This window comes from Streptomyces johnsoniae (genome assembly GCF_031845565.1).
GTDB lineage: Bacteria > Actinomycetota > Actinomycetes > Streptomycetales > Streptomycetaceae > Streptomyces > Streptomyces johnsoniae.
The window spans coordinates 122,297-137,062 of record NZ_JAVREV010000010.1; the positions used below are offsets into that span (position 1 = coordinate 122,297).

Genomic DNA, 14,766 nt, shown 5'->3' on the forward strand with positions numbered 1-14,766 from the left:
GGCCGGCCCCGAGCGGGGCCGGTCAGCGCAACGTTGCCGGGGCGGCCGCCCTGGGGAGCCGCGGGGATGCGCGGCACGGAGGCTTATGGACGCTGGACTCCGGACCAGGCATCGACCGCGCACTGCCCGTCGGCGTTGCTCCCTGCGGACACGACTGTGCCGTTGGCACACAGGCCGAGGGTGTGCATTGAACCGGCCGCCACGGCGATGATGTCGCGCCAATCGCCGACTTCGCACTGTCCGTGGCTGTCGTCTCCAGTCGCGAGGGCCCGCCCGGACTCAGTGACCCCGACGGTGTGATAGCTGCCCGCGTCGAGCGCCACCACTTCTTCCCACTCGTCGACCTCGCACGCCCCGGCAGTCCGGTCTCCGGTCGCCACTGCCCGCCCGTCGGCCCTGAGGCCGACGGTGTGGACATACCCGGCCGCAATGGCGGCGAGGTCACGCCACCCGTCAACGGCGCACTGACGTCGTCGGTTGTTACCCGTGGCCAGTGCGGAACCGTCCGACCGGACGCCGACCGAATGCCAGTCACCGCACGAGAGGGCGACCATCTCGCGCCAGGACTGTACGTCGCACTGCCCTTCTGAACTCCGGCCAATCGCTAGCACGCGGCCGTTCTGGAGCAGCCCGAGCGTGCGGCGCCAGCCCGCGGCCACGGCCGTGACCCCGCGCCATCCGGCGACATCGCATTGCCCATCGCCGTTCCACCCCGTTGCCAGCACGGTGCCGTCCGACCGGAGTCCCACCGTATGGGACTTGCCCGTGTTCGTCGCGGTATGAACGTTGCCGGCCGCCACCACAACGACATCCTGCCATCGCTCGACACCACATTCATCGGCTGCGGTATTGCCCACGGCGAGAACGGTTCCGTCCCAGCGCCGTCCGACCGAATGACGCCTTCCGGCCGCCAGCGCCGACGGATTGTCGAGCATTCTGCCTCCTTGTGCAGGCGCTGCCGGACTCCGCCGCCGCCAACGGGCCTCCCCCAAGCCGAAGCCGAGTTTCCGCGGAAGGTGACGCCAGGGGAGCCGGTGTGGAGCACGAACAGGATGCCGCACAGGGCCCGCCGGTCATCGAGCCAACAGCGGCTCGATATGCTCCCACGGCTTTCCCGCATGATGCACCTCGGCCGCACCAACGCGGGCTGGAGCAGCGACATTCCCGGTGTCCGGAGCCCTCATTCTGTTTCCAGTCCTCAGCCGATGAGTGTCTGTGTGCCTATGACGGAGAGCAGGGCGAGGCGTTCGGCATCTTCGGTTCCGGGTTCGGCGGTGTAGGCCATGATGCGCAGACGATTACCGGCGACGTGGAGGACATCGCAGTCCAGGGTGAGGGCGCCGACGGCGGGATGGTCGATGGTCTTGCGGGTGGATTGATGTTCGGCGGTGGCGCCGGTGTGCCAGAGTCCGGCGAAGTGGGCGCTGCGCCGTTGGAGCTGTGTGATCAGGTCGGTGAGGGCTGGGTCGTTGGGGTAGAGGGCCGCGGTGCGTCGGAGGTCGGCGGCGAGGAGTTGCTGGAGGGCGCCGTTGGATTCCGGGGTGTGGCGTACGCGGGTTGTGGAGGTGATGAAGGCGCGCCAGGCGGCGTTGAGGTCGGGGCCGTGCCAGTCTCCTATGAGGGCGGTGTAGAGGGGGTTGGCGAGAAGCTGGGTCCAGGTGGCGTCGTAGACGGCGACAGGGGTGCCGTTCAGGCGGTCGAGGATGCGGTGGACGCCGGGGGTGATGTGGCGGGGGACGACGCCGGGGCCGGGTTCGGCCAGTCCCGCGAGGTGGAAGAGGTGTGCGCGTTCACCTTGTTTCAGCCGCAGGGCGCGGGCGAGGGCTTCGACGATCTGGGGCGAGGGGTTGGTGGCGCGGCCCTGTTCGAGGCGGACGATGTAGTCGGCGGAGATGCCGGCGAGCTGAGAAAGCTCTTCACGACGCAGGCCGGGGGCGCGTCTGCGGCCGCCTGGGGGCAAGCCGGCCTGATCGGGGGTGACGCGGTCGCGCCAGGTGCGCAGGGCTTCCCCGAGTTCTGTCTGGGGCATGGCGCCATTGTGGCAAAGGGGCCTTTTGCCTTTCCTGGTACTGACAGCCCCAGGAAGGCGGGTCTACTACCTCATGATGTGCTTGGTACGCATGCTGAGTGCATGAGCAGGACACCAACCATGGCACCGGCGTCCCGGCGGCCGCCGTCAGCCGCCGTCCGGCTTGCCGGACAGTACGCGGCCGGAACGTCGCGGTTCTGGACGCTCCGGTCAGCGGTGAGCGGCCGGCGGCCGAGGCCGATCTGGCCTCCTACCGGTTCCTGTCCTGGTCCCTGGGCCGCCGGGGCTACATCGTCGGCACCGACGATCTGGGCGATGACCGACCCGAGTATGGCGCCGCCCCGTACCGCAGCGAGTTCGCCCGGCTGCGCCACATCCCCGCCACCCGCCCTGCCGCCTGGGCCGGAACACCCTTGTCGAAAGGAACGCCCCTCATGAGCAAGCTCGCCCTTGTCACCGGCGCGACCTCCGGCATCGGCAAGGCGTTCGCCGAACGCTTCGCCGCCGAAGGCTACGACCTGATCATCGTCGGCCGCCGACAGGACCGTCTCGTGGAGTTCGCCTCCGCCCACCCTGAGGTGCACGTCCGCACCGTCGCCGCCGACCTGGCCGCCCTGGACGGCATCGACACCCTCGCCGAGATCTGCGCCAGCGAGCCGCTGGACATGCTGGTCAACAACGCCGGCGTCGCCCACTACATGCCACTGGCCGACCTGCCGGCCGACAAGGCCCGCGAACTGGTCAATGTCAAAGTGCTCGCCCCCACCCAGCTCATGCGCGCCGCCGTCCGCCCCATGCAGCAGCGCGGCGCCGGCACCATCCTGAACGTCGCCGGGATGATCGCCTTCTCGGGCCCCGCCGGCAAGGCCGTCATGCCGCGGCGCGCCGTTTACGCCGGCGCCCTGGCCTACCTCGTCGCCATGACCCAGACCTTGGCCGCCGAGGTCGAGGACTCCGGCGTCAAGGTCGGCGTGGTCTGCCCCGGCGTAGTAGCCACCGAGTTCCACTCCTCCCAGGGTCTGGACCTGAGCGCCGTGCCGCGGATGAGCGCCGACGACCTCGTCACCGGCGCCCTGCGCGGCCTGGAACTCGGCGAGACTGTCAGCGCCCCCGGCGTGGAGAACCACCAGCTCCTCCAGGACGTGTTCACCGCCGACCTCGCCGCCTTCGGCGGCCAGTCCCCCCAGCTCGCTACCCGATACACCAAGTAACAGATGCGGGCGGCACGACCGGCGCCGTTCGAAGGTCCCACGCACGCAGTACGGGCTCCGGAGAGAACAGTGGGCTGCTTCGTCCAACACCGCGCAACGGCAACGGACTGGGGCCTTCGGCCGGTCCGGCTGCGGCAGGCGCGGGCCCTTCGGCCAGCTTTTGGGTTCGGTGGCCGCCGTCCAGGCCGAGCTGGGAACCTTCAGGTCGGTGTGGTGGATCTGCTCGGTGATGGTCATGCCTACCGACTACGACAGCCGCCGGCCCCGCTTGGCCAGCCAGGCCGCGAACGCGTGGGCGCCGCCGCCGGACTCGGTCCGGATCAGTGTCTGCCGCCCGCACTCCCGGGGCGCGGCGGACTCGCGACCGGCTCCCGCTGCCGTCTCGGCCGTGGTCGACGAAAACCGCGGGTGGTGCCCAGAGGTCTTCTTCCAGGTCGCGGAGGCGTTCTACTTCTCGGAGTGGGCCCGGCACGAAAACCCCGTCGATGTCCATGATGCGTCGTCGCCCCCGCCGAGGCACGTCGTTCGGCTCATGCTGTGGCGGGGCAGGGCGGCGATAGGGTGCGCAGGTGGCTTTCAAGGTGTCGAAGGGCGATGCCATCGCGTTCCGCCTGGGCGCCCATCACCTCACCGAACGGTTGAGCGAGAACGGGCTGCTCGACGCAGCCGGCCGGTGCGGGATTCAGAACAGCCCGCCCGGATCGGCGCAGCTGGCCCTGCACGCCAGAGTGCGGAACCTCACCCCGGAACGGGTGGCCGATGCGGTGGCGGAGGAGAGAAGCCTGCTGCAGAGCTGGTGCATGCGCGGCTCGCCGTTCTTCTTCCCCACCGCGGACGCACCGGTCTTCACCACCGGCGTGCTACCGCCGACGGAAGAGGCCATGCGCCACTTCGTCCTCGGCGCGGAACAGTCGTTGGTCAGGCTCAATATGAGCCTGACCGAGACGGTGGAGCTGACCGGGGCAGAGATCGGTGGCGTACTGTCCGGGCGCCAACTCGCCATCAACGAGCTGGGCGCCGAGCTCGCCACGCGGATTTCCCAGAGGCTGCCGAAGAAACAGCGCGACGTCTGGGAAGAAGAAGGCCCCCACGCCGCGGGCCAGCCGCTCGGCGAGGCGGTGGTGCATTTCTGCATCCGCGTTCTCACGTTGCAGCGGGTGATCTGCTTCGCGCCACGCGCCGGGAACAAGGCACCGTTCATCCTGGTCGAGGAGTGGCTCGGCGACCCGATCCCGGACATCGACCCGGAGGTCGCGCGCGCCGAACTGCTTCGCCGCTACCTGCACTGCTATGGACCGTCGACGCGGCGGGACTTCGCCGCGTGGCTGGGCATCCGTGCCGGTGACACCGCCCCCTGGTGGAATCCGGTCGCCGACGAGCTGACGCGGGTCGAGTTCGGCGGCACGTCGTGGGTCCTCACCGAGGACCTCGACGCGCTGCGGTCAGCGCCGAAACCCGAGGGTGTACGCCTGCTGCCGCCACGTGACCCGTATACCCAGCTGCGCGACCGCGACACGATCGTCGACAAGCCCTGCCACCAGGAGGTGTGGAAGACGGTCGGCGAGCCCGGCACGGTCCTCGCGGGCGGCAGGATCACCGGCATCTGGCGGCCACGCAAGCGCGGCCGGAAGCTGACCATCGCCATCACGACGTTCGGCTCGCTGCCGGTTCGGGACAAGAAGGCGCTCCGAAACGAAGCCGAGCAGATCGCGCCGTTGCGAGGCGCGTCGTCCGTGGATGTCGAGTTCGGCACCTAACGCGCCGGGGGCACTTCCGCGGCAGCCGAACATGTCCAGCGGTGGCCCGGGACCACGCCGGGGAACCCCGTGACGTCACCGGGAATGAACAACTGGATGGTGAGCCCGCCGTCGCGCGAGACGGACGAGATGGAGGAGACGGAGCGGCGCGCCGTCCATCGATGTACGCCGCGCGCAGGGTGGCCCCGTGCCTTCGGTGGAAACGCTGGCCGGGGTGGAGTCGGCCGGGGGTGGTGTCAGTCGTCGAAGTCGGTGGAACGAGTGAGCTTCTCCCAGGAGCGGAGTTCGGTGCCGACGCGGTCGAGGTGGTCGATGATGGCGTCGGCGGCGTCGTTGCCGAGCGGCAGGCGCAGCGGCGGCTCGTCGGCGTCGAGGACGGTGAGGATGGCGGCCGCGGCCTTGGCCGGGTCGCCGGCTTCCTGGCCGTTGCCGCCCGGCAGCCCCGAGCGGACCGGGCCCACGGTGTCCTGGTAGGCGTCCAGCGCCGCGTACTGTTGCAGGGACCCGGCGCCGGCGAAGCTGGTACGGAATGCGCCGGGCTCGACGATCAGCACCCGGATGCCGTGCGGGGCGACCTCGGCGGCCAGGGCCTCGGAAAGCCCCTCCAGGGCGAACTTGGTGGCGGAGTAGGCGCCGACTCCGGCGAAGGAGAACCGCCCACCCATGCTGGACATCTGAACGATGGCGCCTGAGCGCCGGCGGCGCATGTGCGGCAGTGCGGCCCGGGTGAGCGCGGCCGGGCCGAAGAAGTGCAGGTCCATCAGGTTCCGCAGATCCTCGTCGGTGGTCTCCTCCACCGCCCCCACCGTGCCCCGCCCGGCGTTGTTGACCAGGATGTCGATCCGGCCGTGCCGGGCTACCACGCCGTCAACCGCAGCCTGGACGGCCGCGATGTCGGTGACGTCCAGCGATAGCGTCTCGACCTGATCCGGATGTGCGGCGACCAGGTCGTCGAGCAGTTCGGTGCGGCGGGCGGCGGCGACCACGATGTCGCCCGCGGCCACCGCCGCTTCGGCGATCGCGCGGCCGAGCCCCTTACTCGCTCCGGTGACCAGCCAGACCTTGTTCATGTTCTTCTCCCTGTGCCGGGTGATCCGCCGTGCTCGGCGGGTCCGTGCGAACCACTCTGCGAGGCGGACCAGTTGCCCGTCCAAGACCTGCCGTGATAGCCGATGGTTATGGACGTTCACGGACGGGATCTGAGGTACTTCGCCGCAGTGGCCGAGGAGTTGCACTTCACGCGCGCAGCGGAGCGGCTCTACGTCTCGCAGCCCGCACTGAGCAAGCAGGTCAGAATGCTGGAGAAGCAGGTGGGGGCCGCGTTGTTCGAGCGTGACCGGCGCGAAGTGCGCCTGAGCGAGGTCGGCGCAGCGCTGCTGCCGCACGCCCAGCGCATTCTCGCCGAGTGGGAGGCAGCCCAGGAGACAGTCGCCCGGGTCATGGCCGACCGGGCGGCCGTTCTCGTCGTGGGAATGAGCACCAGCCCGGGGCGCGGGGGCGTGCTGCCGGCGATCCGCTCCCGCTTCACCGCCGCCTGCCCCGATGCCCGCCTCAGACTTCGACATGTCCCCTGGCACGACTCGACCGCCGGGCTCGCCGATGGCACGTGCGACGCGGCGTTCGTCTGGCTGCCTCTGCCCGAGCCCGACCGCTACCGGTGGGTGGTGGTCACCGAGGAGCCCCGCTTGGTCGCGATGGCGAATACTCATCCGCTCGCCGACCAGGAGAACGTCGACTTCGCCGACCTGCTGGACGAGCCGTTCCTCGCTCTGCCCGACAGCGCCGGGCCCCTGCGGGACTACTGGCTTGCCACCGACGCCCGCGGCGGGACGCCCGCGCTCATCGGTGCGGAGGTGGCGAGCACCGAGGAGACGTACGAGGCACTCGTCGCCGGTCTCGGCGTGGTCCTGCTGGCGGCCGGGAACGCCCCGCTGATCACCCTCGGCGGAGTCGTCACCCGTGTGGTGCGGGGCATCTCGCCCAGCCGTTTTGCCCTTGCCTGGCGCGCGGACGACCGCCGCCCGCTGGTACGCGAGTACGCTCGCGCGTGCGAGCAGGCGGCCGGGACCACGGGCGGTGGCAGGGCACGGCCGTGAGGGAGGCGGGCCCCTTCCCTCAAGCGAAGGACCGAAGCCGTCCCGCCCCCGGCCGATGCCCGGCGAACGCCCCACGTGACGCGGGCACGAACACAGGCCGGCATTGCCTGCGCCACGCCCCGCTGATCACCCTCAGCCGGGTCGAAGGCCGGGACGGTGACTTCCGCGCCCTTTCCGACCCCGACCGGGGATTCGCCCCGCTGCCCGGCCGTGATCGCGGTGGACATGGGCTTTTGGCCCCTCGGCAACAGCGGCTCCCGCATGGTCCGTTGTCGCAGCAGCCGCCCCGTCAGGCCGCGTCGGCCGCCGCGGCCAGGACCCGGGCCAGCTCGGCAGGCTTGGTGACCATGGGCCAGTGGCCGGAGTCGATATCGGCGAAGTCGACGCGCTTGGCCCGGGCGAGCTCCGGGACGTCGCCGGCGTTGATCCAGTCCCGAGCCTGCGCGGGCGTGAACTCCGGGCATACGACCACGACCGGGACGTCGAACCGCCGGTCGTCTGCCAGCCGTACCACGCCCTTGGCCACGCCTTGGGGCACGGGGATCGCACCGGCCGCCAGCTCTCGCCTGGCCTCGTCGTCGAGGTCGGCGGCGTCCGGCCCTTCGAACGGGCCCCAGCCCGGGAAGGGCATGACGCCGTCCCTCACCTCGAAGAAGTCGGCGTACAGCTGACCGTGGGAGGACGGGAAGCCGCCGATGAGGGCGACCTTGGCCAGCCGCTCCGGCCGGCGGTCGGCGGCCAGCCAGGCCAGCGAGCAGGCGGCGGAATGTCCCACCACCAGGTGCTCGCCGGGTGCCGCGTCCACGGCGGCGAGCACCGCCTCCACCTGGTCGTCGAGCGTGGCGGACGCGGAGCCGTCCCCCTGGCCCGGGAGGGTGAGCGGCACCGGGCGATGGCCGAGCGCCTCCAGTGCGGAGGCGACACGGCCCCACACGGAGCCGTTCAGCCACAGGCCGCCGATGAGCAGGATGTTCATGACCAGTTCCCTTCTTCCGTTTCGCGGAGGAACACCGTAGGAGGAGATCCGGACGATCCACTGCCGGTTTGTCCGGCGGCCGTCCGAACGCCCGGCGAAGTCCGGCGGCGGCCAAGTCGGGGAGGGGAATCCCGCAGGCTCTTCTGCCCCCGCAGCTCAGCGGTGCCGCTTAGGTCCTGTCCTGTCGATCTTGTCGGAGCAGCCCGCGGCTCCGGCAAGATCGGCAGGACAGGGCCTAGCCTGCTCCCGTGCCGAACGATCTCAGCCCCACCGCGCGAGCGCTGCGCGCCCTGGAGATGATCCAGGCCCGCCCCGGTACGTCGGCCGGTGAACTTGCCATACGGCTGGGCGTCACGGAGCGAGCCGCGCGCCGCTACGTCGGGATACTCCGAGAGGCCGGTATCCCCGTGGAGTCGGCCCGGGGGCCGCATGGCGGATACCGGCTCGGGCGCGGGACGCGGCTGCCCCCGGTGCGTTTCACGCAGGCCGAGGCCCTCGGCCTGGTGATGGCCGTACTCAGCGGCCAGCCGAACGCGGCCGGTGCCGACGACCTGGTCGGCACCGCCCTGGACAAGATCGTCAAGGCGCTGCCGGAGAGCGTCGGCCACCATGCGGCAATGCTCCGGGAGTACGCGTCGGCCGCACCGGACCCGTACTCGGCCCGCCCGGACCCGGCCATCACCAGCGAGCTCGTCGGTGCCGTCGCGGACCGGCACCGCGTGTTGGTCACGTACCGCAGCGAGGTCGGCAACGAGTGGGAGGCAGAGGTGGACCCCTGGTCCCTCGTCGTCCGCTACGGGCGCTGGTACCTGCTGTGCCGCTCCCACCGCGCGAACGCAATCCGCACGTACCGGGTCGACCGGGTCCGCGCCGTCCGGCGGACCGGGGACGGGTTCGAACCACCCGATGGTCTCGACCCGGTGGCGGTGCTGGAGGAAAACCTGGGTCTGGGATGGGAGTTCTCCACTCGCGTGGTGTTCGACCTGCCCCTGGCCGAGGTGGCCCCCTGGGTCAGGCCGCCCATGGGACGGCTCGAACCCTCGGGGGACGGCTGCGTGCTGGTCGGCAGCACTCGCAACCCAGCCATGTACGCGCAGGAATGGCTGGCGAGGCTGCCGTTCGACTTCCGCGTCGAGGGCGGGACAGAGCTGCGTGCGGCGGTCGTGGCACTCGCGGCGCGTTTCACCGCCGCCGTGGCCGACCGGCCCTGGCCCCGGGACGCGTTCGTTCGCCGAACCGGTGATCTGTGATCTGGCGCATGCCCCCACGCCGGTCAGCGGGCTCTCCCGCGCCCCGCCGCAGGTCCCGGAACCGCGCGCGGCGGTCGCGGAGGGGCGCCGGATCGCGGCGGTGACCAGACTCACATCCACCGAGGGCGCGACCTCGGCAGCGCGGGTCCGGGCCCCCGGCCGGTGCCACCGCGGCTCAGGCGCGTAAACTCAAGTTTCCAGCCCGTCGAGCACGCCGGTCGGCCCGCCGCCGGCGGATCAGCGCCAATGCGGTCGCGCCCTCACCGTCGTGCAGGCGGCTGATCGTTATCGCCTCGATACACCCTTATGTGTGCATCTCGTGCAGGACCCGTGCAATGGTGGACGGCGTCGTCGGGGCCGCCGTTCACCGGCTTGTGTGCCGGCGACATCGCCGCCCGACGCAGGATGCGCGAGATGCGGTTGTCCGTGACCCCGACCCAGGAGCATCGTGCCGGTCATAGAAGCGACAGGCCTGACCAAAATTTTCGGCCGACGGCCACAACGCGGCGTGCGCATGCTGGCCGAGGGAAGCGACCGCGACGACCTTCGTCGTGAGGGACTGACGGCGGCGGTCATCGACGCCACGTTCAACGTCCAGGCCGGCGAGATCTTCGTCGTCATGGGCCTGTCCGGCTCCGGCAAGTCGACCCTGATCCGCATGGTCAACGGTCTGCTCGAACCGACGGACGGCACCTTGCGGATGGACGGCGAGGACGTCACGCACCTGTCCCCGGCCCGACTGCGGGAGATGCGGCGCAACAAGGTGAGCATGGTGTTCCAGCACTTCGCGTTGCTGCCGCACCGCACCGTGGGCGAGAACGCGGCCTACGCCCTCCAGCTGCGCGGCATGAACAAGGCCGACCGGCAGAAGGCCGGCGAGGAGGCCCTCGCTCTGGTGGGGCTCAAGGGCTGGGGCGGCCATATGCCCTCCGAGCTGTCCGGCGGCATGCGCCAGCGGGTCGGTCTGGCCCGTGCCCTGGCCGCCGGCACCGACATCATGCTCATGGACGAGGCGTTCAGCGCCCTCGACCCGCTGATCCGCAAGGAGATGCAGGACCAACTGCTCGAATTGCAATCCGAACTGGGCAAGACGATCCTGTTCATCACTCACGACCTCAACGAGGCCATGCGCCTGGGCGAGCGGATCGCGATGATGCGCGATGGACGGATCGTCCAGGTCGGCAGCGCCGAGGAGATACTCAACGAGCCCGCCAACGACTACGTCTCCCAGTTCGTCGCCGACGTGGACCGGACCCGCGTGCTCACCGCAGGAACGGTGATGGAGCGCCCGGTCGCCGTGATCGGCCCCAACACCGGCCCGAAGGCCGCGCACCGGCTGATGCGCGAGCACCAGACTCACGCCCTGCTCGTGGTCGGCAAGGACCGCCGGGTGCGCGGCATGGTCTGGGAGGAGGACATCGCCGACGCCGTGCGGGAGGGCACCGAAACGCTGCCGCTGCGGAGCGAGGGAGTCGCACAGGTCAGCCCCGAGGACTCCCTGGCCGACCTGTTCCAGCGTTCCGCCGCGAGCCGCGCCCCGCTGGCAGTGGTGAACGAGGCCGGTGCGCTGGTCGGCATCATCCCCCGCGTGACCCTGCTCAGCGCGCTGGCTCCGCCGAGCCCCGACGAGCCCGGCGCCCTCCTCAAGACCATGGCTGGAGGCATCCGGTGAACTCGCTGCCGCACCTGCCCCTCGGGGACCGCGTGGACACCGGCATCCGGTGGATCAAGGACAACATGTCCCCGCTGCTCGACGGCATCAAGGACTCGCTCGAGTTCCTCGTCGAGGGCCTCAGCGAGTGGCTGCTCGCGCTTCCTTCGCTGATCGTCGTCATCCTCTTCGCGCTCCTCGGCATGGCCATCCGGTCGTTCCGGTTCGCGGTCTTCGCGCTCCTCGGCATGGGCCTCATCGTGAGCATGGAGCTGTGGGAACCGGCCATGCAGACCCTCGCGATGGTGATCATCGCGACCGTCATCGCGGTGGTCGTCGCGATCCCGGTGGGTATCCTCGCCGCCCGCAACGACACGGTCAGCGCCATCGTCCGGCCGGTGCTCGACCTCATGCAGACCATGCCGGCGCTGGTGTACCTGGTGCCCGTGGTGATCTTCTTCAGCATCGGGTACGCCCCCGGTGTGGTGGCCACCATCGTGTTCTCGATGGCCCCCGGCGTCCGGCTCACTGAGCTGGGCATCCGGCAGGTGGACAAGGAGACCGTGGAGGCGGGACAGGCGTTCGGCGGCACGGCGTGGCAGATTCTGCGCGGCATCCAGCTGCCGCTCGGGCTGCCGACCATCATGGCCGGCGTCAACCAGGTCATCATGCTCGCCCTGTCCATGGCCGTCATGGCCGGCTTCGTGGGCGCCGACGGGCTCGGCAAGATCGTGGTGGAGTCGCTCTCCCGCGTCGATGTCGCCGTCGGTTTCGAAGCCGGTCTGGCGATCGTCATCCTGGCCATCTTCCTGGACCGGAGCACCGCGGCCATCGGGCAGCCCACGGGCCGCTCGCTCGGCGCCTTCCTGCGCCGTCGCCGTCAGGTCGCCCTCCAAGACCGGAAGGCGGTCTCCGAGCAGAAGTCCTCGCAGGCCGTGCCGGCGGCCTGAACTCTTACTGTTCGACAAGAGAAAGAGATCACATGAGAACCCCCACCCCTCGGCTTCGTCAGGTGGCCGCCGTGACCACTGCCGCCGCGCTCGGCCTGACGCTGGCCGCCTGCGGCGACAGTGACAGCGACGGCGGTGGTGACGGCGGCTCCGGCGGGGGTGACACCATTACCCTCGGTTACATCCCGTCCTGGACGGATGGCCTGAGTACCGCCTACCTGCTGGAGCACGTCCTCGAAGAGGCCGGCTACACGGTCGAGCACGAGGAGATCAGCGAGGCCGGTGTGCTCTACACCGCGCTCGCCGAGGGTGACATCGACATGTTCCCCTCGGCGTGGCCGGAGGTCACCCACGCCTCCTACATGGAGCAGTACGGGGACCGGATCGAGGACATCGGCGCCTACTACGACAACGCCGTCCTCACCTTCGCCGTGCCCGAGTACAGCGAGATCACCTCGATCGCCGACCTGCCCGACTACGTGGATGAACTCGACGGCCGGATCGTCGGCATCGAGCCCGGCGCGGGTCTGACCGAGGCCACGCAGGAGAGCGTGTTCCCGGCCTACGGTCTGGAGGAGGCCGGCTACACCCTGGCGACGTCCTCCACCTCGACGATGATCACCGAGCTGGGCAACGCGATCGACCAGCAGGAAGAGATCGTCGTCACGCTCTGGCGCCCGTTCTGGGCAAACGCCGAGTACAACGTGCGTGACCTGGAGGACCCGGAGGGCGCGCTCGGCGAGGTCGAGGCCCTGCACTTCCTGGGCCGGGAGGGCTTCGGCGAGGAGTTCCCCGAGGTCGCCGAGTGGATCGAGGGCATCAAGCTCTCCGACGAGGAGTACGGCGCCCTGGAAGACCTCGTGGTGAACCAGCACCCGGACGACCCGGCCGCCGGTGTCGCCGAGTGGATGGAAGAGCACGCCGACGTGGTCGGCACGCCCGCCAGCTGACAACCGCGCCGCCTCGGCCCGCGCCCGCCCATGAGGGGGCGCGGGCCGAGGCGTTCACGGGGCGGCGGGTAGCTGCGGTTCGGCCTCTTCGCGGACCTGCCCAGCCGACATGCCGCCGCCACCGACGACTGGACCGCGCCGAGCGGATCAGTGGCTCCAGGGCAGCGGGCGACGGGCGACGGGCCGATTAATCTTCAACTACCTCTTGTCCGACGGGTGTTGCTCAGGTCACACTCATTAACGGCCTCCCGGCCCCAGAGGCGTTGCCCGAGGGACGCATGATGCCCCTTCATGCGTCCTATCAGGAGGTTGTGAATGAAATTGACTCGTCGTGTGGCCGGATTATTCTCCGGCCTGATCGCCGCATTCACGCTGACCCTGGCCGGCGCGTCACCGGCCTCAGCGGCGACCTGGACATTGGAGCACACCCCGGGCCACCCGCAGCGCATATGCCTCGACCCGGGGGAGGGGTGGCCCAACACCTACTTCCTCGTCCCGCTGAGCGGAACCTGGTCGACCACGATCACGGCAGGGATCTCGGACCTGCCTCCCGGCTCGTACAGCGATGGCGGCAAGATCTATCCCTCGGACGTGGACGAAGACGACTGGCAACACATCGGTTTCGTCCACGTGTCGATCGCGCCGGCCCCGGTCGGCGACCACGTCGCCACACTCTGGGCATCGGACGGCACGGAAACCCAGACCGTCCCGGTGATGATTTCCTTCGGCCAGGATTGCTACCCGTACGACTGAACGCGGTTGGTGGCGCCTGGCCGAGCGGACCGGGCGCCACCGGCCTGACAGCGGCCCGTTGATCCAGGTAAAAAGGTCAAGGACTCGTCCGGCCGCTCATGCGCCGTGTCTGCTTGCGAGTCGTTGATGTTCAGCCCAGTCCGCAGCGTTCGAGTGCGGCACGGACCTGGTCGAGCCCCTCCGTTCTCCAGTGGTCCCGGTCGGGCATCTGGTCGTCCCGGCGCCAGCGCCAGGCCGAGAAAATACTCCAGGTCAGCGCGCGGCACCGGTGAATCAGGAACTGGTCAGCACCCGGGTAGTGCCTCCCCACTTCCTCGGGCGCATGGGCGAGGTCGAACTCGACCGGCCCGCGGCAGCATGTGGCGAGGTCCACGAAAAGCGGCCCCCTCCTCGTATTGAGGAGGTTGCCGGGATGCGGCTCGCCGTGCAACAGCTGGTCGCCGGCCTTCTCGGTGCTGATCGCGGCGCTCAGTCCACTGAGTGTGTCGCTGAGGAACTCCCGGTCGGAGTCGGACAGTTCGGGGGACCGCTCCCGGTCGTTCACCTCTCTCAGCGCCACGGCGACTCGATCGGTGAAATGCGGTGCGTCCAGATCGATCTGGCGCAGGGCCGCATGCTGCCTCAGGAGCACGTTCGCGTAGTCGGCCGGTGCGATCTCCGATTCCGCGGGCTCGTAATAGGTCCAGAGCGAGATGGCGAAGGCATCACGTACATGGACTCGGGGGTCGACCCGAGGATCGAGCTCGGCCACCGGAGCGTCGACGTCGACGAGACGGCGGGCGACCTCTGCTTCGAACTCGGAATCAGCCAGATGCCCCGGAGGTGCGACCCGAGCCAGAACATCGCAAGGGACCAGGCGCAGCGCGACGCGATCCGAGTTGTGGATGACGACCACATCGTCGACCTGAAGGCCCAGCTCCGAAGCGGTCACCCGGCCTGCCTCGACTGCACGACGTAGCTCCAGTGGCTCCATACCGTCCTCCCTCCTGTCACGTACGCATACACGGCAGGGAGACATCAGCGACATCTCCGACGTCTGCGCGCACCCCATTCGGCGCCCGAACCCGGCCGGCGACAAGCATCGCAAGGAAAGATCGGCACGGGCACTGGTTTTCCACCGGCCGACCATCTGCTGGATTGCGA

At 69.8% G+C, this 14,766-nt stretch carries 12 protein-coding genes and 2 pseudogenes; 8 read left to right on the plus strand and 6 right to left on the minus strand.

What is annotated here, in order from left to right; translation table 11 throughout:
* Positions 1-83 precede the first annotated feature (83 nt).
* Together RM779_RS19055 and RM779_RS19065 are read right to left on the minus strand one after the other, a co-directional pair.
* The gene (locus tag RM779_RS19055) at positions 84-935 is read right to left on the minus strand and encodes an RCC1 domain-containing protein (protein ID WP_311619037.1); all 852 of its coding nucleotides are present in this window, start codon (positions 933-935) and stop codon (positions 84-86) included.
* A 263-nt stretch (positions 936-1,198) separates the two neighbouring features.
* Entirely contained in the window at positions 1,199-2,029 is an 831-nt protein-coding gene (locus RM779_RS19065) for a helix-turn-helix transcriptional regulator (RefSeq protein ID WP_311618933.1), read from the minus strand.
* Positions 2,030-2,127: 98 nt separating this feature from the next.
* Between RM779_RS19065 and RM779_RS19070 the strand changes: the two genes are divergently transcribed.
* Positions 2,128-3,240 carry an SDR family NAD(P)-dependent oxidoreductase gene (locus RM779_RS19070; protein ID WP_311618934.1) on the plus strand — a complete coding sequence of 371 codons (1,113 nt, stop codon included), beginning with the start codon at positions 2,128-2,130 and terminating at the stop codon, positions 3,238-3,240.
* Between the two features lie 165 nt (positions 3,241-3,405).
* Here RM779_RS19070 and RM779_RS33875 read toward each other — a convergent pair.
* Positions 3,406-3,579: pseudogene (locus tag RM779_RS33875) on the minus strand (IS1380 family transposase); the annotation flags it as partial.
* Between the two features lie 230 nt (positions 3,580-3,809).
* On the opposite strand from RM779_RS33875, the gene RM779_RS19075 reads away from it, so the two are divergent.
* Positions 3,810-4,997 (plus strand): winged helix DNA-binding domain-containing protein, encoded by a 1,188-nt coding sequence (locus RM779_RS19075; RefSeq protein WP_311618935.1) that lies wholly within the window; start codon positions 3,810-3,812, stop codon positions 4,995-4,997.
* Between the two features lie 236 nt (positions 4,998-5,233).
* Here the strand turns inward: RM779_RS19075 and RM779_RS19080 are convergent, their stop codons facing one another.
* Positions 5,234-6,067 (minus strand): oxidoreductase, encoded by an 834-nt coding sequence (locus tag RM779_RS19080; RefSeq protein WP_311618936.1) that lies wholly within the window; start codon positions 6,065-6,067, stop codon positions 5,234-5,236.
* Positions 6,068-6,169: 102 nt separating this feature from the next.
* Between RM779_RS19080 and RM779_RS19085 the strand changes: the two genes are divergently transcribed.
* Positions 6,170-7,093, plus strand: a complete 924-nt coding sequence (locus RM779_RS19085) for a LysR family transcriptional regulator (protein WP_311618937.1) — start codon at positions 6,170-6,172, stop codon at positions 7,091-7,093.
* A 289-nt stretch (positions 7,094-7,382) separates the two neighbouring features.
* On the opposite strand, the gene RM779_RS19090 is transcribed toward RM779_RS19085, so the two are convergent.
* The gene (locus tag RM779_RS19090; protein WP_311618938.1) at positions 7,383-8,069 is read right to left on the minus strand and encodes an alpha/beta fold hydrolase; all 687 of its coding nucleotides are present in this window, start codon (positions 8,067-8,069) and stop codon (positions 7,383-7,385) included.
* 248 nt (positions 8,070-8,317) lie between these two features.
* On the opposite strand from RM779_RS19090, the gene RM779_RS19095 reads away from it, so the two are divergent.
* The 5 genes and pseudogenes from RM779_RS19095 to RM779_RS19115 all read left to right on the plus strand — a co-directional run bounded on the left by RM779_RS19095 (position 8,318) and on the right by RM779_RS19115 (position 13,623).
* Positions 8,318-9,319, plus strand: a complete 1,002-nt coding sequence (locus tag RM779_RS19095) for a helix-turn-helix transcriptional regulator (RefSeq protein WP_311618939.1) — start codon at positions 8,318-8,320, stop codon at positions 9,317-9,319.
* 514 nt (positions 9,320-9,833) lie between these two features.
* Positions 9,834-10,991 (plus strand): quaternary amine ABC transporter ATP-binding protein, encoded by a 1,158-nt coding sequence (locus RM779_RS19100; protein ID WP_394813336.1) that lies wholly within the window; start codon positions 9,834-9,836, stop codon positions 10,989-10,991.
* Positions 10,992-11,212: 221 nt separating this feature from the next.
* A pseudogene (locus RM779_RS19105) lies at positions 11,213-11,842 on the plus strand (ABC transporter permease); the annotation flags it as partial.
* Between the two features lie 149 nt (positions 11,843-11,991).
* Positions 11,992-12,870, plus strand: coding sequence for a glycine betaine ABC transporter substrate-binding protein (locus RM779_RS19110; RefSeq protein ID WP_311618942.1), 879 nt, complete (start codon positions 11,992-11,994; stop codon positions 12,868-12,870).
* A 315-nt stretch (positions 12,871-13,185) separates the two neighbouring features.
* A complete protein-coding gene (locus RM779_RS19115) occupies positions 13,186-13,623 on the plus strand; it encodes a DUF5980 family protein (RefSeq protein WP_311618943.1) in 438 nt (145 codons plus the stop codon).
* 130 nt (positions 13,624-13,753) lie between these two features.
* On the opposite strand, the gene RM779_RS19120 is transcribed toward RM779_RS19115, so the two are convergent.
* A complete protein-coding gene (locus RM779_RS19120) occupies positions 13,754-14,596 on the minus strand; it encodes a phosphotransferase (RefSeq protein WP_311618944.1) in 843 nt (280 codons plus the stop codon).
* Positions 14,597-14,766 lie beyond the last annotated feature (170 nt).

Coding starts and splice junctions, on each gene's coding strand:
- RM779_RS19065 (WP_311618933.1), bottom strand. CDS start 2,029: ATGCCCCAGACAGAACTCGGGGAAGCCCTGCGCACCTGGCGCGACCGC.
- RM779_RS19115 (WP_311618943.1), top strand. CDS start 13,186: ATGAAATTGACTCGTCGTGTGGCCGGATTATTCTCCGGCCTGATCGCC.
- RM779_RS19100 (WP_394813336.1), top strand. CDS start 9,834: ATGCTGGCCGAGGGAAGCGACCGCGACGACCTTCGTCGTGAGGGACTG.
- RM779_RS19090 (WP_311618938.1), bottom strand. CDS start 8,069: ATGAACATCCTGCTCATCGGCGGCCTGTGGCTGAACGGCTCCGTGTGG.
- RM779_RS19085 (WP_311618937.1), top strand. CDS start 6,170: ATGGTTATGGACGTTCACGGACGGGATCTGAGGTACTTCGCCGCAGTG.
- RM779_RS19120 (WP_311618944.1), bottom strand. CDS start 14,596: ATGGAGCCACTGGAGCTACGTCGTGCAGTCGAGGCAGGCCGGGTGACC.
- RM779_RS19080 (WP_311618936.1), bottom strand. CDS start 6,067: ATGAACAAGGTCTGGCTGGTCACCGGAGCGAGTAAGGGGCTCGGCCGC.
- RM779_RS19055 (WP_311619037.1), bottom strand. CDS start 935: ATGCTCGACAATCCGTCGGCGCTGGCGGCCGGAAGGCGTCATTCGGTC.